Origin of the sequence: Paraburkholderia sp. J76, assembly GCF_905220295.1 — a bacterium.
GTDB lineage: Bacteria > Pseudomonadota > Gammaproteobacteria > Burkholderiales > Burkholderiaceae > Paraburkholderia.
The window spans coordinates 246,032-264,681 of the sequence record NZ_CAJMZJ010000005.1 but is presented as its reverse complement, the minus strand read 5'-3'; the positions used below and the strand labels follow the sequence as shown (position 1 = coordinate 264,681).

Here is an 18,650-nt window from a genome sequence, read left to right as displayed (position 1 = left end):
GTTTTTTTTATTCGACGTGTTGCCCGGCGGGGGCGCTGGCGCCGCTTGCAGCGCTTGCGCCTTGCGCGGCGTGCGCGCGCACGCTCTTGCGATGAAGCGAAACAGAAAGCGCCACGGCGCAAGCCGCCGCGATGGCCGCGAAGAGAAACACCGACCCGTACCCGAACAGGTTCGCCACATAGCCCGCGAGCGGGCCGGTAATGCCCAGCGAGAGGTCGAGGAACACCGAGTACGCCGAAAGCGCCGCGCCGCGGCTGGCGGGCGGTACGAGCCCGACCGCCTCGACGCCGAGCGCCGGGAACACGAGCGCGAAGCCAAAGCCCGTGAGCGCCGCGCCCGCGAGCGCGACTTGCGGCGTGGGCGCGAGCCACAGCAGCAGCAGGCCCGCGCATTCGAACGAGAATGAAGCGATCGCGACGCGAAAGCCGCCGAAGCGTTTGATCGTATTGGCGAACAACAGGCGCGCGCCGATGAACATCAGACCGAACACAGTGAGCGTGAAGGCCGCGTTGGGCCAGTGGCGCGCGGCGTAGAACAGCGTGATGAACGTGGCGATGGAGCCAAAGCCCGCCGAGCCGAGCGCGAGGCCGATGCCATGCGGCAGCACGCGCGTGAACACGCTGCGATACGACATGCGCTCGCCGTGCACGACCGGCACCGGCGCGATGGGGCGGGCGAGCCAGAAGCCGAGCGCGGCCATCGCGACGACGGAAACGCCGAGCATCCAGTAGCCGATGGCGTGCGCCATCACCACGCCGAGCGGCGCGCCGATCGCGAGCGCGCCGTAAGTGGCGATGCCGTTCCACGAGATCACCTTCGCGTTGTGCGCGGTGCCCACACGGCCGATACCCCAGAGAATCGCGCCCGTGCCGCAGAGGCTTTCGCCGCAGCCGAGCAGCAGGCGGCTCACCACCAGCAGCGCGAGCGAGAGCGCCGGCCAGTGATCGACGAGCGTGCCAAGCAACAGCAGCACGCCGCTCGCGCCGCAGATCGTCAGGCCGATCGTCACAGTTTTCTTGGGACCGAGCGTGTCCGCCGAGCGGCCCGCGAGCGCGCGCGAGCAAAGCGTGGCGATGTACTGCACGCTGATCGCGGCGCCCGCCACCACAGTGCTGAAACCGAGGTCGTTGTGGACGTAACCGGGGAGCACCGCGAGCGGAATGCCGATCGTCAGATAACAGAGGAAGGTGAAAAAGACGACCGGAATGATCTGCAGGGTCGTCGATGCGGCGTTGCGCCTGAGCGGCAAATCAGCAGACATGGGGAAAACGCGGATGGAAAACGGCGGGAAAGGCGCAATTGTCCCATGGAACCGGTTTTTATGCAGAAATTGAAAAGCTGTTCCAGCGCGCGGAACGCGCGGTTTTCGGCGGTTATGAGGGGTTTTGCGTGCGATTGGGTGTTTGCGAAGTTCCCGTGGCATTGGGCGACGTTGCCCGAATTTGAGGCGAACGCCCCAATTCGTCTAATCGTTGGCATGAGCGAATGATGTCCGATACTCACAAATCCGCAAAGAAATCGCGCGATCGAGACACATCAACATAAGCGCGAACGCACCGCAGCACGCCAATTTATCGATTCAACGATATATCCCCCATGCACCTCCCGCTATGGGTTGCCAATATTGGCGGTGATAGTTTTCGAATCGTCCACTCGAGCGGCATACGCCTTTTGCGAGCCGCCTCCCACGACGAGCCAGAAACCATGAGCCAGCCGATCCGCTTTTATCACCGCAACGCGATTCGCGAAGTCAGCGACGCGGGCGTCACTCGCACCGTTCTCCAGTACCTGCGCGAAGACGCGCGCTGCACCGGCACCAAGGAAGGCTGCGCGGAAGGCGATTGCGGCGCCTGTACCGTCGTGGTGGGCGAGCGCGACGAAGCGGGCGGCGTGAGCTTCAAGGCGGTCAATGCCTGCATCCAGTTTTTGCCCACGCTCGACGGCCGTGCGCTCTTTACCGTCGAAGACCTGCGCCAGCCCGACGGCTCGCTGCACCCCGTGCAGCAGGCCATGGTCGATTGCCACGGTTCGCAGTGCGGATTCTGCACGCCCGGCTTTGTGATGTCGATGTGGGCGCTGTACGAAAAACATGGCCACGAGCACGCGGGTCACGCGGACCAGGCGGGCCGAAGCGCGTGTGCGGGCAAGGGCGCCTGCAGCGTGCCGTCGCGCGACGAGATCGCCAATGCGCTCACGGGCAATCTGTGCCGCTGCACGGGCTACCGGCCGATCCTCGACGCGGCCGAGCAAATGTTCCAGGCCGGCGCGCCGAAGCAGCCCCTCGACGTCAAGGCGCTCGCCCAAACCCTCGCCACGCTTGAGCGCAAGGACACGTTCCACTACGAAAACCGTGGCCAGCACTACGACGCGCCGCGCACCGTCGAGTCGCTCGCCGCCATCAAGGCCGCGCGCCCGAACACGCGCATTCTCGCGGGCAGCACCGACATCGGCCTGTGGGTCACGAAGCAGATGCGCGAACTCGGCGACATCGTCTACGTGGGCCAGGTCGACGCGATGCGCAAAATCGACGTGAACCCCGCGTTCATCGAGATCGGCGCGGGCGTGAGCGTCGAGCGCGGCTATGCGGAACTCGCGAAGCATTACCCGGAACTCGAAGAGATGTGGCAGCGCTTCGCGTCGCTGCCCATTCGCAATGCGGGCACCATCGGCGGCAACGTGGCGAACGGCTCGCCCATCGGCGACTCGATGCCGGGCCTGATCGCGCTCGGCGCGCGCGTGGTGCTGCGCGGCGGCGACACCGAGCGCGAAATGCCGCTCGAAGAGCTTTATCTCGCCTACCAGAAGAAGGACATGGCCGAGCACGAATTCGTGCTCGCGCTCAAGGTGCCCACGCGCACCGGCGCGCGCGCGAACCTGCGCTTTCGCACCTACAAGGTCTCGAAGCGCTTCGACTCGGACATCTCGGCGGTGTGTGCCGCTTTCTCCTATATCGCCGATGGCGACACGATCCGCGAGCCTCGCATCGCCTTCGGCGGCATGGCCGCGACGCCGAAGCGCGCGACCCACGCCGAAGCCGTGCTCGCCGACGCTCAATGGCACGAGGCTACCGCGCAGGCCGCGATGATCGCGCTGGGCCAGGACTACGCGCCGCTTTCCGACATGCGCGCGACGAGCGAGTACCGTCTCGAAGCCGCGAAGAACACGCTGTACCGTTTCTGGCTCGAAACGCGCGCGCACAATCCGCTTGCGCCGCAAGCGCTCAACGTGCGCAACGTAGCCGCCGAAACGGCTTGAGACATTCAGGAACCGGAAGAGAAATACGGAGAACGAAACAATGAACCAGCAAGCCGAACCGTTCCTGGACGAACTCAAGGCGCGCGAGCCCTTCGCGCAAGTGCACGTATCGCGGCCGCACGAATCGGCGCATCTGCATGTGAGCGGCCGCGCCACTTACACCGACGACATTCCGGTCGTTGCCGGCACGCTGCACGCCGCGCTCGGACTCTCGCAGAAGCCGCACGCGCGCATCGTGTCGATGGACCTCGCCAAAGTGCGGGCGACGCCGGGCGTCGTGGCGGTGCTTACGGCCGAGGACATCCCCGGCGTGAACGACTGCGGCCCGATCATCCACGACGATCCGGTGCTCGCCGACGGCGTCGTGCAGTACGTGGGACAGCCCATGTTCATCGTCGTGGCCACGTCGCACGATACCGCGCGCCTCGCCGCGCGCCGCGCCGAAGTGCAGTACGAAGAGCTGCCCGCCGTGCTCACGGCGCAGCAGGCGCGCGCCGCCAATCAATCCGTGCTGCCGCCGATGAAACTCGCGCGTGGCGAGGCGTCCACGCGGGCTGCTCGTGCCGCGCATCGTCATGAAGGCGAGATGCTGCTGGGCGGCCAGGAACAGTTCTACCTCGAAGGCCAGATTGCCTACGCGGTGCCTAAAGACGACGACGGCATGCACGTGTGGTGCTCCACGCAGCACCCGAGCGAGATGCAGCATCTGGTGGCGCACGTGCTGGGCGTCGCCTCGCACAACGTGCTCGTGGAATGCCGCCGCATGGGCGGCGGCTTCGGCGGCAAGGAATCGCAGTCGGGCCTCTTCGCGTGCTGCGCGGCGCTCGCCGCATGGAAGCTGCTGTGCCCCGTGAAGCTGCGCCCGGACCGCGACGACGACATGATGGTCACGGGCAAGCGTCACGATTTCCACTACACGTACGAGGTGGGCTACGACGATCAGGGCACGATAGAAGGCGTGAGCGTGGACATGACCTCGCGCTGCGGCTTTTCCGCGGACCTCTCGGGCCCGGTGATGACGCGCGCCGTCTGCCACTTCGACAACGCCTACTGGCTGCCCGACGTGTCGATCGCCGGTTTCTGCGGCAAGACCAACACGCAGTCGAACACGGCGTTTCGCGGCTTCGGCGGCCCGCAGGGCGCGTTCGCGATCGAATACATCATGGACGACGTGGCGCGCTCGCTCGGCCTCGATTCGCTCGACGTGCGCCGCCGCAATCTTTACGGCAAGACGCAGAACAACGAGACGCCGTACGGCCAGGTCGTCGAGGACAACGTCATTCACGAACTGATCGACGAGCTGGTGGAAACGAGCGGCTACCGCGCGCGCCGCGCCGCGATCCGCGAATTCAATGCGAACAACGAGGTGCTCAAGAAGGGCATTGCGCTTACGCCCGTGAAGTTCGGCATTGCGTTCAACGTCACGCACTTCAACCAGGCGGGCGCGCTCGTTCACATCTACACCGATGGCTCCGTGCTCGTGAACCACGGCGGCACCGAAATGGGCCAGGGGTTGAACACTAAGGTCGCGCAGGTCGTGGCGCAGGAACTGGGCATCGAGTTCGGCCGCGTGCGCGTGACCGCAACGGACACGAGCAAGGTCGCGAACACGTCCGCCACGGCCGCATCCACGGGCACCGACCTGAACGGCAAGGCCGCGCAGGACGCCGCGCGCCAGTTGCGCGTGCGCCTCGCCACACTGGCGGCGACGACGTACGGCAAGGGCGACATCACGGCTGCGGACGTGATCTTTGCCAACGACTCCGTGATCGTGGGGGAGACGATCGTGCCGTTCGAGACGCTGGTTTCGAAGGCCTATCTCGCGCGTGTGCAACTCTGGTCCGATGGCTTCTACACCACGCCCAAGCTGTACTGGGATCAGGCGGCGCTGCGCGGGCGGCCGTTCTACTACTACTCGTACGGCGCGGCGGTATCGGAAGTCGTGATCGACACGCTCACGGGCGAAATGCGCGTGCTGCGCGCCGATGCGCTGCACGACGTGGGCGCGTCGCTGAACCCGGCGCTCGACGTGGGCCAGGTGGAAGGCGGCTTCATCCAGGGCATGGGCTGGCTCACCACGGAAGAACTGTGGTGGAAGCCGGACGGCAAGCTCATGACGCACGCGCCATCCACCTACAAGATTCCGACCGTGAACGACACGCCCGCCGAATTTAACGTGCGGCTCTTCAAGAACCGCAACGCGGAGGACAGCATTCACCGCTCGAAGGCCGTGGGCGAGCCGCCGCTGTTGCTGCCGTTCTCGGTGTTCTTCGCGATTCGCGACGCCGTCGCGAGCGTGGCCGACTACCGCTTCAATCCGCCGATGAACGCGCCGGCCACCGCCGAGGAAATCCTCAAGGGCGTGCGCGCGGTGCGGACCATGGCGCGCGCGGGGGCCGCAAAATGAATCGGCATCCTGAACATTGCGTGCGCGTCGACGAGGCAGGACGCGTGATCGTCGGCCGCCGCAGCACGCCGGTCCCACACTACGGCCCGATGCACATCGTGCTGTTCGGAGCGGGCCACGTGGGCCACGCGCTCGTCACGCTGCTCGGCATGCTGCCGTGCGTCGTGCAGTGGGTGGACGAGCGCGACGAACTGTTTCCCGACGAAGTGCCCGCCAACGTGCAGGTCGAAGCGACGGACACGCCCGCGGCCATCGTGGACGAAGCGCCGGCGGGCGCCTATTTTCTCGTGATGACGCACAACCACGCGCTCGATTTCGAACTGACCGAGCGCATCATGCGACGGCGCGATTTCGCCTGGTTCGGCCTGATCGGCTCGAAAACGAAGCGCGTGAAGTTCGAGCGGCGGCTCATGGAGCGCGGCGTGGACGCGCGGCGCATGGACGAGATGACGTGCCCGATCGGCGTGACGGGTATCGTCGACAAGGCGCCTTCGTCGATTGCGGTGGCCGTGGCCGCTCAACTCATGCAGATGCGGGTGGCGCAGCGCCCGGCTGTGACGAGGACGGTGGCGCTCGAAAGGGTTTGATGCTGCGCCTTTGCTCAGGCGTCCTGACCATGCGGTGTGAGCCCCGCATCGAGCGGAGCGGCAAAGAGCGCGAGATACGCGGCCGGATCGACCGCGCGCCCGGCGACAAGGACCTCGAAGTGCAGGTGCGGCCCCGTTGAGCGTCCGGTGGTGCCCACGTCGGCGATGTGTTCGTGCGGCTGCACGATCTGGCCCACGCGCACGTCGATTTTCGAGGCGTGCCCGTAGCGCGTGACGAAGCCGTTGCCGTGGTCGATCTCGACCGCGTTGCCATATCCCGCCTTCGGGCCCGCAAAGACGACGCGGCCGGACGCCGCGGCAAAAATGGGCGTGCCGGCGGGCGCGACCAGATCGATACCGGGATGAAAGCTCATGCGGTGCGTGAACGGATCGATGCGATTGCCGAACGGCGAGCCATCGCGTCCGCCGCTGATCGGGCGGCGACCGGGATACGCCCGCCAGGCCGCCTCGTGCTCCGCAGTCGCCTGTTCGAGCGCCGAGAGCGTCGCCGATACACAGTCGTACTCGTCGTCGCCGGGCGTCGCGTTCGCACGTGCCGTTGACGCGTCGAGGCACTTGCGCGGCCCGAGTTCGGGGCCGCCCTTTGCGTCTGTGTTTGCGTCTGCGCCATCGTGCGGGCGCGCGGCGGCGAGGGTGATTTCACCGGCCGTCCCGCGCGGCGGCTGGGCCCGCATGCGTTGGTCGAACTGATCCAGCGCAGCGAGTTGGCCGCTCAGCCGGGCGATACGCGTATCGAGTGAGGCGTTAGCGGCGGTCGAACGCCCGATTGCGCCTGTTGTGGCGTGGCGCTCGTTGGCCATTGCATCGGCGCCAGTCCGGGGCGTCGATGAATACGCGCTGGTGAGACGGCCGGTTGCGAAACCGGTCGCAAGCGCGAAGACGGCCGCGGCGCACGCAATGATCACGCGAAACCTGCCTTGCGGCATACGGAAAACGGGCCCCATCGATCTCTCCACGCTGGCTTGCAGTCAATATCCAATCAATATTGAGATGGTGGGCCAGGACGCGTGCGGCTTATATCGAAAGGGTTCTAATCTGATCGTGTCCGCTTCAGGTAGCTTCCGGCAGCTTCAGGCGGCTTCAGGCAGCCTCGACGGGCGGCGTGGGCGTCTCGCGGTCCGCCGCGGGAGCCGACCGGTTCGCCGCCGGGCGCTTCGGCCGCCGCTCGGCCGTCAGCGTGCGCGACACCTCGTCGATCAATCCGCGCAGCCATCCCACGTCGCTCGGCCGGTCGGGCTGCGGATGCCACATCTGATAGCAGTGAATGCGCGCAAACGCGATGGGCGTCTCCACCACGGCAATCGGCATGAGCTTCGCGTAATGCTGCGCGAAGCGCCGCGTCGTCGTGAAGATCAGATCCGATTGCAGCAAGACCTGCGGCACGAGCCCGAAGTAGGGCAGCGTCGCGACGATGCGGCGCTCGGCCTTCGCCTTCGCGAAGCCTAGATCGATCGCGCTGGCATGCGCGCCCGTGTAGGGCGTCGGCGCGAGATGGGGCGCGGCGAGATACGCCTCGCGCGTGAGTTCGCGGCGCGCGAGCGGATGATCCGCGCGCATCATGCAGACCACCTTGTCGGAGAACAGATCGCTGCGCGCGAACCGCGGCTCGGGCTTCGGCCAGTTGCCGATCACGATGTCGAGTTCGCCCGCGTCCAGCGCGCCGTGGTGGTCGAGCGTGGGCGAGAGCGAGAGAATCTCCAGCCGCGCGGCGGGCGCCGTCTCCCGAAAGCGGGCGATCAGCGTCGGCATGAAGAAGTCGTTGAGATAGTCGGGCGCGGCGACGCGGAACGTGCGCTTCGAGCGCTCCGGGTCGAAGTCGCCGTGCGGCGTGGCCACGAACTCCACGTCGCGCAGCACGCGCTGCGCGTGCTGCAGCAGCGACTCGCCATATTCGGTCGGCACCATGCCGGCCTTGCCGCGCACGAGAATCGGATCGCCCAGGATCTCGCGCAGCCGGCGCAGCGCCGTGCTGATGGCGGGTTGCGTCTGGTTCAGGCGCAGCGCGGCCTGCGTGACGCTGCGCTCGACCAGCAGCGTGCGCAGCACGCGCACCAGCCAGATGTCGAGGGTGAGGGCGTTATCGTCGTCCATGGGGCGTGGCGGGCTAAGGCACGTGCGCGATTGAGCGATAAGACCTGCGCGCGCACGCGTTCACCCATAACCATAAGCCGGCGCGCGCGTCACCGCCATAGGCTGCGCGGCATGACGGGGATCAGAAAGGCGCGCCGGGCGCGTTGCCGCTTACTCCGTAACCGGCTTCGTCACCGGCTTCGCGAGCCCCGAAGGCAGCGAGCTGATGCGCTTGACCTCGCGCGAGTCGAGCCAGTTCGGGCTGCGCGCGCAGTACAGCACCATCGGCAAGGCGTCCTCGCCCCAGAAGAGCTGCTTGTTCATCCAGAACGTCGGCACGCCGAACACGCCCATCGAGATGGCGTCGTTGGTGTTGCGGCGCAACTGCGCGCGCACGGCTTCTTCCTCGATCAGCGACTCGCCGTGCGCGATGCCCACGCGCTCGCAAAGCTGCTCGAAGCCCTCGTCGCTCGACGGGTCGCGCCCCTCGCGCCAGATGAAACGGAAGATCTCGCGCACGCACGCGAGGTCGCCGCCCGCGGCGATGGCAAGCAGCATGGGCCTGACCGAATCGAACGGGTGGGCGGGCGGCATCTTGAACGGAATGCCGAGCTGTTCGGCGCGAAAGAGCGCGTGCCGGTAGGTGAAGACGCGCTTGGCCGGCACCGCGGAACTGAACGGCTGGCCCCAGTGGCGGTATAGCTCGGACAGCAGCACGGGCGTCGGCACGAAGTCGAAGCCGGGCCATTTCTCGTGCTGTTCCAGCAACAGATACGAAAACGGCGACACGAAGTCGTAAAACCAGGCCGGCTTGCTGGCGTCGATGCCGTCGATCATGCTGTTCCTCCGCTCTTGGGCGATATCCGGGCCATTGCCTGCATGGCCCATTGTTCGGTTCAAAATGCGTGCAGCGGCGCTAATGCGTGCGCTCGCCTGTTTCGTTGCTGCCGCTTTCGTCTGCATGGCTCGCCTCTGTACCCGCTGTGCCTGCGTCGTTGCTCGTGCCTTGCGGCGCGTGCGCCTCTTCGGCGCTTTCCGCTGTCTGCTCTTCGTCGGTACTCGCGCCTGCGTCCGGCGCCTCGCGCGTTTCAGACAGGCGCGCGCGCACGAAGCCGATGTGTTCGCGCAGCACGTAGAACTGTTCGGCGTAGGCGAGCGGCATTTTCATGCCGTTCACCGATTCCTCGATCTTGTCGAGCTGGCGGATCAGCGCGCGGCGCTCGGTGGGCGAGTTGTCGGCCATCGCGGCGCGCTCGAGTGCGATGAGCGAGCCGTACCAGCGGTAGATGCGCGATTTTACCCGCCAGGCGTAGAGCGAAGGCACGATCCGCAGGCCCGGAATCAGCACGACGATGATCGGCACGAGCAGCACCACGAGCCGGTCCGCGAGACTCGCCACCCAGAAGGGCAGCACGCGGTAGAGGAAGCTCTTGCCCGACTTGTAGTAGCGCGCGGCGTCGGCGCTGATCGGGAAGTCTTGGGCCCGCGGCGCGGGGAATTCGCCGGCGCGCTGCAGCAGCGTGGAGCGGCCGTGCACTTCCTTGGCTGCTTCGATCAGGAGGTCGGAGAGCGCGGGATGGAGCGAATCGCGCGCGACCAGCTCGGCCGTGGGCGCGATGAAATGCAGCGGCGCCGCCGGCAGGTTGCGGCCGAAGTCGAACGCGCCCATCGGGATCGTGATGGCCGTGAGGAACGGAAAGCGGCGCGCGTAGGCCTCGGCCTGGGTGAAGTCGAAAAAGCGTATGCCCGGCATGCGCATGAGGCGGCCCATGACGGGCGGCTGCGCGGAGTCGCCCGCGAGAATGGCGACGTCGAGCTTGCCTGCCACGAGTTCGCGCGCAGCGTCGTCGCCGGAAAGCGGCAGGAGTTTCGTCGCGCCGCCGGGTTCGATGCCGTTGGCCTTGAGCAGCGTGAGCGCAAGCTCGCGCGTGCCGCTGCCCTCGGCGCCGATGGCGATGCGCTGGCCTTCAAACTGCGAAAGGCGCGTGGCGACGGGACCGCGATAGAACACCGCGAGCGGCACGTAAGCCACGCTGCCGAGCGAGACCAGGCCGCCAGGCACGTTGCTCGCGAGGCCGTCCTGCACGAACGCGACGTCGACGTTCGCGTTGGGATCGGCGAGACGCTGCAGGTTCTGCGCCGAGCCTTCCGATTCGAGCACGTTCAGCGTGATGTTGTTGCGCGCGAGGATGGCCTTGTACTTTTGCGCGGCATTCCAGAAGGTGCTGCCCTTGGGCCCGGCGCTCATGGCGAGCGTGTTGGGCGGCGCGGGCTGGATGAGACGCACCGCGAGCCAGATGGCCGCCGCGCTCACGAGCAGGATGGGGCCGAACGTGACTGCCAGGTCGCGCCACGAAATCGCCACGAAGCGCGCGACGAGACGGGGAGGAGGTTTGCGGCCGGTGCGGAACTTCATCGGGGTAAGGCGGGCCTCGGGTGGTTCGAAAGAAGTGCGGGTCGGGTCCGCGTCGGGTCCGGCGCTCGCGCCGGATGGGCTCGGCCGCGCGCGCCGCGCGGGCTCTGTGGAGCCGATGGTACATGAGAATCGGCGTTGCGGCGGCATGCTCGCGTGCCTCGCGGCACGCCCTGGGCGCATGCCCCATGCGCCTGCGCTAAACTCTTTGCGCTTGTGACGCGGCCAGGCTAAATTGTGATTCGCCTGCTGCGCCTCGCGTCGCGTATCAACGCACGACATGCATAACAAACAGGAAACAGGCGCAGACCTGTCCGGGCGGGTTTAACAAGCAGTGGTAATTCGACGTCCTTCATCCTTGCCTCTCGCATCGCGTCCAGACCCTGGCCGCGTACGCGCGCATTGCGCGCCGTGCGCTGTCATCGGTAGTGGTAACGAAGCCGTCAGACCATGACTGACGGGCGGCCTGCGCGCTGTCCGCCGGCAAGGGAGGCGGTCCTATTTCAGGCAACAACCCGCAACAATGCGAAGACACAAGGAGAAAACATGAAATCGATCGCTATTCTGAAGATGCTGGGCGCGGCACTGTGCCTGTCGGTGGCTTGCAGCGCCTCCTACGCGCAAGACGACTCGGCGAGCGCACCCGCTGCTACGACGGCTGCGCCGGCGACGTCGGCCAAGAAGACCGACCGCAAGCTGGGCTATACGGTGCGCAAGGCGCTCTCGAAGACCCAGGGCGTCGACGTTTCGAACATTGCCGTGCGCTCGCGCGGTGGCGCGGTGACGCTGTCCGGCACGGTGCCCGACCAGGGCCAGATCGACAAGGCCGGCCAGGTTGCGCAGGGCGTGGCAGGCGTGAAGTCGGTCACGAACAAGTTGACGGTCATGCAGCAATAAACGCTGTCGCGCGCCTTGGTAACAGGGCGCTTGCGGCAAGCGGAAGGAAAAAAGTCCGGCCTTCGCAGGCCGGACTTTTTTTATGCGCGCGGAAGGCGGCCGCCAGGCAACTCGCGTCATGCTGCACCGCAGCCGCCAAAGTGTAGTTTGACACACAGTTTTCCCGCCTTTGGGGGTATACCGTGGGTATCGCGCGTCTTTCCGGGGTCGAGCGCGGCCTCATTGCTGGCAAGCAGGAAATCGCCATGACCATCCATACCTATACCGACTTGCCGCTCGTCGACCGGGCGGCCTTCGAGCTGGCCTGTGCGCGGCACGGCTTCGCACCCATGCAGTTCGATATTCGCGGCGAAGCCGATCCGAACGACCCGAACCACGGCGACATGCTGATCGTGCGGCGCGGCGCCTGGGCGCAGGCGTATCGCATCGATGCGCGCGGCCAGTGGCTGCGTCAGTTCGAGGTCGATCTCAACGGGAGGTTTTTTCGCCAGGCGCCTCACGCCTGAGCGCGTACGCCGGACGCACGCGCACAGCGGCGCCTTCGGTTCAGGAGAGCACTAGCCGCACGCCCACGAGCGTGAGCGTCGCGGCGAGCAGCACGCGCAGCAGCCTTTCGGGCGCCTTCGAAGAAAGCAGGCTGCCGATGGCGATGCCGGGCAGCGAGCCGCACAAGAGCGAAAGCAGCATGTGCCAGTCGATCGAGCCGAGCAGCCAGTGGCCCGCGCCCGCGAGGAGCGTGAGCGGCACGGCGTGCGCGACGTCGGAGCCGACGATGCGCACCGTGGGCAGCGCCGGATAGAGCAGCAGCAATACGGTCACGCCGATGGCGCCCGCGCCCACCGAGGTGAGCGAGACGAGCACGCCGAGCACCGCGCCGGTGAGGATCGTGAAAAAGAGCGTGCGCGCTTCGCCCGGCCCGTGGCGGTGACGCGCGGCGAACGCCGCGAGCTGCGGCCGGAAGATGAGCGCCACCGCCGTGATGAGGAGCGCCACGCCCAGCACGGCCTGGATCAGATGCCCCGCGCGCGGCGTGTCCATGCCATAGCGGTGCAGCATGATCAGCGTGAGCGTCGCGGCGGGCACGCTGCCGGCCGCGAGCCGCAGCGTCACTCGCCAGTCCACCGAACCCTTGAGCCCGTGCACGAGGGTGCCCGCCGATTTGGTCGCGGCCGCGTAGAGCAGGTCGGTGCCGACCGCCGTGGCGGGATGCACGTTGAAGACGAGGACGAGGATCGGCGTCATCAGCGAGCCGCCGCCCACGCCGGTCAGGCCGACCAGAAATCCGACGAACAGGCCGGACAGCGAATACAGCAGATCGATATGGGGGAAGGACATCGCGCGCGAGGAGGCCGGTTCATTGGGCTACGCCGTTGCCTGCTGCGTCGAGAACAGCGCGCGCCGTAAGCGGCGCGTCAGGCTGGACAACGGCCAGGGCTGGCGGCGAAAATCCGCTATTGTCGCAAAACCGGCGCCCTGGCGCAGGGTTGAGCCAAATCGCGCGCGTTTCCAGTGGCTTTCGGTTGCCTTCGCACGGACCCGTTCTCGCGCGAGCCCATGCCGGACAGCGCCGCGCGGGACTGGCGTCACCCTAACCAATCGAACATGAATCACGGCATCCTCTACGCGTTCGCTGCATTCGTTCTCTGGGGGCTCTTCCCCATCTACTTCAAGTCGCTGCACCAGATTCCCGCGCTCGAAATGCTCGCGCACCGCATGGCATGGTCGCTGCTGTTCGTGGCCGCCGTGCTCGTCGCGCGCCGCCACTGGCGCTGGTTCGGGCCCGTGCTGCGCGACCGGCGCCTGCTCGGGCGATTCGCGGCGAGCGCCGTGCTGCTGTCGGCCAATTGGGGCACCTATATCTGGGCCGTCAACGCCGGGCACATCGTCGAGGCGAGCCTGGGCTATTTCATCAATCCGCTCATCAACGTGCTGTTCGGCTATGCGTTTTTGCGCGAGCGCCTGCGCGCCCTGCAATGGGCCGCCGTGGCGCTGGCCGCCGCGGGCGTGATATGGCTCACGTGGCAGAACGGCGCGCCGCCGTGGATCAGTCTCGCGCTCGCCGTGACCTTCGGCGGCTATGGGCTCCTGCGCAAGACGGCGCAGCTCGGCGCGCTGGAGGGCCTCGCGCTCGAAACGGTGCTGCTCTTTCCGGTTGCGATCGTCTATCTGACGATCGTGGGGCTCGCGGGCGAGAGCCATTTCACGCATGCCTCGCGCGGGCTGCAAGTGCTGCTCGCGGCGTCCGGCCCGATCACGGCGATCCCGCTGCTCCTCTTCGGCGCGGCCGCGCGGCGCATTCCGCTCTCGATGCTCGGTCTGATCCAGTACGTCACGCCCACGCTGCAGTTGCTCACTGGCGTGCTCATCTACGGCGAGCCGTTCGGCGCGGTGCGCGCCGTGGGTTATGGCGCGATCTGGGTCGCGCTCGGCGTGTATTCGCTCGAGGGCGTGCGCAGCCTTGCAGCCTCGCGCGAGCGCCGGGCGGCGTGAGCCGGCTGGGCGGCGATGCGCTGTCGGACATTGGCCGACAGGCCGACGGCGCGGTAGGATGCCAGCACAGTGCGCAGTACGGTCGCGCGAGTCGGTCGCGGTTCAGTAGCGATACGGTCGCGCCCGCGGCGCTCTGGCCCGCAGCCAACCCTCCGTGGAGAGCCCCGCGCATGAGTATCGAAGCCCTTCGCCGGTTCGAAGCCGAATTCGCGCCGCGCATTGCGGCGAAGCTGGCGAAACAGTTCGGAGCGTCGGTGCACGTCGACATCGTGCCCAACGCCGGACACGGCCATCCTACGCGCGTGCGTCTGCGCGGGCTCGCGAACGAGCACCGTCATCCCTATGGATATCCGCTGAACGTCTCGCTGACGTGGGACACCGAGGAGATCGAGAGTCTGATGGAGCCCGGCGGCGAAGCGCGCTTCGAGCATTACCTCGCAGCGACGGGGCGCAAGCTGGCGTCGTGGGAGTCGGCGCGCGCGATCGATTTTGCTTCGCGCACGCAGCGCGAGCCCGAAGTGCTGCTCGGCGGGCTCGATTTCGAGGGCTGATCCAGCGGCCCTCGAATCCCGTTCGCTTCATCAGCCGCGCGCGGCGCGCGTGAGCCACTCGCGGCCCTTGAGCATGCCCCACCAGTAGAAGCCCGGCAGCACGTTCGCCTTGAGCAGCCACATGAGGCGGCGCGGCCGCGTGGGGTCGAGCGGGAAGGTGGGCAACAGGCGTCCGCCATAACCGAATTCGGCGAGCACGACCTTGCCCTTTTCCACGGTCAGCGGGCACGATCCGTAGCCGTCGTAGCGCCAGGGCAGCGGCGCTCCCGCGCGCGCGGCGAGCAGGTTCCCGGCCACGATCACGGCCTGCTTGCGCGCGGCCGCGCCGGTCTTGGCGTTCGGCGCGGAGCACACGTCGCCGAGCGAGAACACGTTCGGATAGCGCAGGTGCTGAAGCGTGGCGTGATCCACCTCGCACCAGCCGGTTTCGTCGGCGAGCTGGCTGTCGCGGATGAAGTCGGGCGCGACCTGCGGCGGCACGGCGTGCAGCATGTCGAAGCGCTTCTCGACGCGCGTGACGTTGCCGTTTGCATCCTTCACTTCGAACGTGGCGATACGCGCCGGGCCATCGACGGCCACGAGATTCGACGAGAACGCGAGGTTCGCGTTGTAGCGTTTCACGTACTCCATGAGCGGCGGCACGAAAGTCGGCACGCCGAACAGCACTGGGCCGGCAAGATTGAATTCCACGCCGATCTTGCCGAGCACGCCTTCGCGGCGCCAGTGATCGCACGCGAGATACATGGCCTTTTGCGGCGCGCCCGCGCACTTGATCGGCATGCCGGGCTGGCTGAAGAGCGCGGTGCCGCCCTTCATCTGCTGCACGAGCTGCCACGTGTACGGCGCGAGGTCATAGCGATAGTTCGAGGTCACGCCGTTCTTGCCGAGCGTTTCCGCGAGGCCTGCAATGCGCTCCCACGCGAGCCGCAGCCCCGGCGCCACGATGAGCTGGCGGTAGGCCACGCGCTCGCCGTTCTCGAGCTGCACGACGTTCGCATCCGGCTCGACGCGCGTGGCCGCCGTGCGCAGCCACTTCACGCCCGCAGGCATGACGCTCGCCATGGGGCGGCGCGTTTTCGTCACGTCGTAGGCGCCGCCGCCGACCAGCGTCCAGGCCGGCTGATAGTCGTGATGATCGCTCGGCTCGACCACGGCGATCTTCAGGTTCGGCTCGCGGCGCAACAGGCTCGCGGTGACGCAAATGCCCGCCGTGCCGCCGCCGATCACGACGACGTCCCAGGTTTCGCCTTCCCATGCGCAGGCGGCCGTCGCGGCGCGGGCGGCATTGGTGGCATTAGCGGCATTAGTGGCTTGCGACGCTTGCGCCGGCGCGCCTTGATGCGCGAGCCGGTAGAGGCTCGCCGCGCGGTTGCCGCTGCGGCAGTACGCAAGCACGGGGCCGGGCAGATCGACGAGCAACTGGGCGAACTGCGCGGCGGCCTCGGCGGTGATCTGGCCGGGCTTCACCGGCAGATACGCGAACTGCAGGCCGAACTGCGAGGCGGCGTCGCGCAGCGCCTGCGCCGTGGGTTGCGCTTCGCCGCCTTCGCCATCGGGCCGGTTGCAGACGATCGAGCGATAGCCCGCGGCGTGGATGGCGGCGAGGTCGTCGGGCGTGATCTGGTCGGCGCTCGCGAAGCGCGCGTCGTGTTGAGTGATTTGCATGGCGTTGGATCCCGAGGCTGATGCGGCGTAGTACGGATGGAGATGATTTATTGCGGGCGGCGGCGCGACTCCAGTACGGCGTAAATCGCCATGCCCGCGAGCATGGCGGCGACGAAGAGCCAGGCGCGCGGCTCTCCGGCGCCCGCCGCGACGAGCGCGGGGCCGGGGCAGAAGCCCGCGAGTCCCCAGCCCGCGCCGAACAGCAGGGCGCCGCCGACCAGCCGGGCGTCGATGCGCCGCGACGCAGGCAGTTGAATGGGCGCGCCGGCGAGGCTCGACGCGCGCGTGCGCGCGAGCCGGAACGCGGGTGCGGCGAGCGCGACGGCGCCCGCCATCACGAAGGCAAGCGAGGGGTCCCAGTTACCGGCGAGATCGAGAAAGCCGAGCACCTTGGCCGGATTGGCCATGCCCGAGACGAGCAAGCCGAGACCGAACAGCAGGCCGCACACGAACGCACTGAGTTTTCGCATCCCGGCCTCCAGTCAGATTCCAGTCAGATGACGCACGGCGAACACGGTGGCGAAGCCCGCCGCCATGAACGCGCCCGTGGCGACGAACGAGCGCCGCGAGCCGCGCGCGATTCCGCACACGCCGTGGCCGCTCGTGCAGCCCGACCCGTAACGCGTGCCCACGCCGACCAGCAGGCCCGCCACGGCGAGCGTGAGCGCGGACGCATCGATATGCATGGCCGGCAGCGCCATGCGCAGCCGCCAGAGCAACGGCGCGGCCACGAGCCCGATGACGAACGCGGCGTTCACGCCGCGCTCGCCGCCCGCGCCCGGCCGCGATCCGCTCAACAGCCCGCCCAGCAAGCCGCTGATGCCGGCGATGCGGCCATTCACGAGCACGAAGAGCGCGACGGCCGCGCCGATCATGAGGCCGCCCGCAAACGACGCGTAGGGCGTGAAGTGGGTGAGGTCGAGGTTCACGCTGCTTGCGCCTTCAGGCGCCCGCAATACAGGCTCGACAGCGTCTGCATGACCTGGATGACCTCGGGGCTCGCGAGGCGGTAGTAGATGTATTTGCCCTCGCGGCGCGTATCGACGAGACCTTCGTCGCGCAGCTTGCCGAGATGCTGCGAAAGGCTTGGCTGATGCACGCCCACCAGCTCCTCCAGCTCGCCGACGTTGCGCTCGCCTTCGGTGAGCTGGCAAAGCAGCAGCAGACGGTCTTCGTGCGCCAGCGCCTTGAGCAGCGCGCAGCATTTTTCGGCGGATTCGCGCAGGGCTGAGAGCGCTTCGGGGGTGAGGGGTGAGTTCATGGGTCGCCTCGCTGGACGAGGTTAAACGGCCGAAGTGACAGGGCGAAAGAGGGCGAATGGTCGCATTATACTTTCCCTGAAAACATTATATAAATTAATAATATGTGTTTCAATAGAGGGATATTTTCGCGGAGCCGCTCATGTCCATCCCTGTCCAGCCACACACATCCGAACCGATCGTCGAGCCTTTTTTCGACCCCGTCACGGCCACGGTCACCTACGTTGTGCATGCGGGGCGCGGCACGGCGTGCGCGATCGTCGACCCGGTGCTCGACTACGATCCCAGATCGGGCCGCACTTCCACCGAGTCCGCGGACCGCGTGATCGCATTCGTGCGCGAATACGAACTGCGCGTCGAGTGGCTGCTGGAAACGCACGCACACGCCGATCATCTTTCATCGGCGCCGTATCTGAAGGCTCAACTGGGCGGGCGCATTGCCATCGGCGAGCATATTCGCGCGGTGCAGGGCGTGTTTCGCGCGGTGTTCAATCTGGGCGAAACGCTCGAGCCGGACGGCAGCCAGTTCGACGTGCTTTTCCGGGACGGCGAGACGTTCCAGGTCGGCGCCCTGGAGGCGCGCGCGCTGCACGTGCCCGGCCACACGCCCGCCGACCTCGCGTACCGGATCGGCAATGCCGTGTTCGTGGGCGACACGCTCTTCATGCCCGACGTGGGCTCGGCGCGCTGCGACTTCCCGGGCGGCGACGCCCACACGCTCTACCGCTCGGCGCGCAAGCTGCTCGACCTGCCGGGCGACACACGTCTCTTCATGTGCCACGACTATCCGCCGGCTTCCCGCGCACCCTGCTTCGAGACCACGGTGAGCGCGCAGCGCAGCGGCAACATCCACCTGAACGACACAGTGAGCGAGGAGGCGTTCGTGCAGATGCGCACCGCGCGCGACCGCACGCTCGCCATGCCGAACCTGATCCTGCCGTCGATCCAGGTGAATATCCGCGCGGGCCGCATGCCGGAGCCCGAAGCCAACGGCGTGCGGTATCTGAAGATTCCGGTTGACGCGCTTTGAAACGC

Annotated in this window: 18 protein-coding genes; 8 read left to right on the top strand and 10 right to left on the bottom strand. The window is 67.2% G+C overall.

Annotated elements, in window-relative coordinates:
- Positions 1-7 precede the first annotated feature (7 nt).
- Positions 8-1,261, bottom strand: coding sequence for an MFS transporter (locus U5768_RS12410; protein ID WP_322030690.1), 1,254 nt, complete (start codon positions 1,259-1,261; stop codon positions 8-10).
- 443 nt (positions 1,262-1,704) lie between these two features.
- On the opposite strand from U5768_RS12410, the gene xdhA reads away from it, so the two are divergent.
- Genes xdhA through xdhC form a run of 3 tightly spaced genes read left to right on the top strand, consistent with a single transcriptional unit; the run spans position 1,705 to position 6,249 of the window.
- Complete coding sequence (gene xdhA, locus U5768_RS12405) at positions 1,705-3,255, top strand: xanthine dehydrogenase small subunit (RefSeq protein WP_322030689.1); 1,551 nt, start codon at positions 1,705-1,707, stop codon at positions 3,253-3,255.
- A gap of 40 nt (positions 3,256-3,295) precedes the next feature.
- Positions 3,296-5,662, top strand: a complete 2,367-nt coding sequence (xdhB, locus tag U5768_RS12400) for a xanthine dehydrogenase molybdopterin binding subunit (protein ID WP_322030688.1) — start codon at positions 3,296-3,298, stop codon at positions 5,660-5,662.
- A complete protein-coding gene (gene xdhC / locus U5768_RS12395; protein ID WP_322030687.1) occupies positions 5,659-6,249 on the top strand; it encodes a xanthine dehydrogenase accessory protein XdhC in 591 nt (196 codons plus the stop codon). The genes xdhB and xdhC overlap by 4 nt, the downstream gene beginning before the upstream one ends.
- A 14-nt stretch (positions 6,250-6,263) precedes the next feature.
- Here xdhC and U5768_RS12390 read toward each other — a convergent pair whose 3' ends face one another.
- The 4 genes from U5768_RS12390 to U5768_RS12375 all read right to left on the bottom strand — a co-directional run bounded on the left by U5768_RS12390 (position 6,264) and on the right by U5768_RS12375 (position 10,756).
- Positions 6,264-7,214 (bottom strand): M23 family metallopeptidase, encoded by a 951-nt coding sequence (locus U5768_RS12390; RefSeq protein WP_322030686.1) that lies wholly within the window; start codon positions 7,212-7,214, stop codon positions 6,264-6,266.
- A 136-nt stretch (positions 7,215-7,350) separates the two neighbouring features.
- Complete coding sequence (locus U5768_RS12385; protein ID WP_322030685.1) at positions 7,351-8,361, bottom strand: LysR family transcriptional regulator; 1,011 nt, start codon at positions 8,359-8,361, stop codon at positions 7,351-7,353.
- Between the two features lie 150 nt (positions 8,362-8,511).
- Entirely contained in the window at positions 8,512-9,177 is a 666-nt protein-coding gene (locus U5768_RS12380; protein WP_322030684.1) for a 2-hydroxychromene-2-carboxylate isomerase, read from the bottom strand.
- A gap of 79 nt (positions 9,178-9,256) precedes the next feature.
- A complete protein-coding gene (locus U5768_RS12375; protein ID WP_322030683.1) occupies positions 9,257-10,756 on the bottom strand; it encodes a TAXI family TRAP transporter solute-binding subunit in 1,500 nt (499 codons plus the stop codon).
- A gap of 543 nt (positions 10,757-11,299) precedes the next feature.
- On the opposite strand from U5768_RS12375, the gene U5768_RS12370 reads away from it, so the two are divergent.
- The gene (locus U5768_RS12370) at positions 11,300-11,650 is read left to right on the top strand and encodes a BON domain-containing protein (RefSeq protein ID WP_322030682.1); all 351 of its coding nucleotides are present in this window, start codon (positions 11,300-11,302) and stop codon (positions 11,648-11,650) included.
- Between the two features lie 245 nt (positions 11,651-11,895).
- On the top strand, positions 11,896-12,156 hold the full coding sequence (locus tag U5768_RS12365; RefSeq protein WP_322030681.1) for a hypothetical protein: 261 nt from the start codon (positions 11,896-11,898) through the stop codon (positions 12,154-12,156).
- A 40-nt stretch (positions 12,157-12,196) separates the two neighbouring features.
- On the opposite strand, the gene U5768_RS12360 is transcribed toward U5768_RS12365, so the two are convergent.
- Entirely contained in the window at positions 12,197-12,985 is a 789-nt protein-coding gene (locus tag U5768_RS12360) for a sulfite exporter TauE/SafE family protein (protein ID WP_322030680.1), read from the bottom strand.
- 267 nt (positions 12,986-13,252) lie between these two features.
- Here U5768_RS12360 and rarD point away from each other — a divergent pair, with 267 nt between their 5' ends.
- Positions 13,253-14,140 carry an EamA family transporter RarD gene (gene rarD, locus U5768_RS12355; RefSeq protein ID WP_322030679.1) on the top strand — a complete coding sequence of 296 codons (888 nt, stop codon included), beginning with the start codon at positions 13,253-13,255 and terminating at the stop codon, positions 14,138-14,140.
- A 170-nt stretch (positions 14,141-14,310) separates the two neighbouring features.
- Complete coding sequence (locus tag U5768_RS12350; RefSeq protein WP_322030678.1) at positions 14,311-14,691, top strand: DUF5594 family protein; 381 nt, start codon at positions 14,311-14,313, stop codon at positions 14,689-14,691.
- A gap of 30 nt (positions 14,692-14,721) precedes the next feature.
- Here the strand turns inward: U5768_RS12350 and U5768_RS12345 are convergent, their stop codons facing one another.
- From U5768_RS12345 to U5768_RS12330, 4 genes are read right to left on the bottom strand one after another with little or no spacing between them, the layout of a single operon-like run.
- On the bottom strand, positions 14,722-16,356 hold the full coding sequence (locus tag U5768_RS12345; protein WP_322030677.1) for a beta-lactamase hydrolase domain-containing protein: 1,635 nt from the start codon (positions 16,354-16,356) through the stop codon (positions 14,722-14,724).
- Between the two features lie 47 nt (positions 16,357-16,403).
- On the bottom strand, positions 16,404-16,826 hold the full coding sequence (locus U5768_RS12340) for a DUF6691 family protein (protein WP_322030676.1): 423 nt from the start codon (positions 16,824-16,826) through the stop codon (positions 16,404-16,406).
- 12 nt (positions 16,827-16,838) lie between these two features.
- Positions 16,839-17,285: a YeeE/YedE family protein gene (locus U5768_RS12335; RefSeq protein WP_322030675.1), complete on the bottom strand. Its 447-nt coding sequence runs from the start codon at positions 17,283-17,285 to the stop codon at positions 16,839-16,841.
- Positions 17,282-17,617: a metalloregulator ArsR/SmtB family transcription factor gene (locus tag U5768_RS12330; protein WP_322030674.1), complete on the bottom strand. Its 336-nt coding sequence runs from the start codon at positions 17,615-17,617 to the stop codon at positions 17,282-17,284. The genes U5768_RS12335 and U5768_RS12330 overlap by 4 nt, the downstream gene beginning before the upstream one ends.
- A gap of 140 nt (positions 17,618-17,757) precedes the next feature.
- Between U5768_RS12330 and U5768_RS12325 the strand changes: the two genes are divergently transcribed.
- Positions 17,758-18,645: an MBL fold metallo-hydrolase gene (locus tag U5768_RS12325; protein WP_322030673.1), complete on the top strand. Its 888-nt coding sequence runs from the start codon at positions 17,758-17,760 to the stop codon at positions 18,643-18,645.
- Positions 18,646-18,650 lie beyond the last annotated feature (5 nt).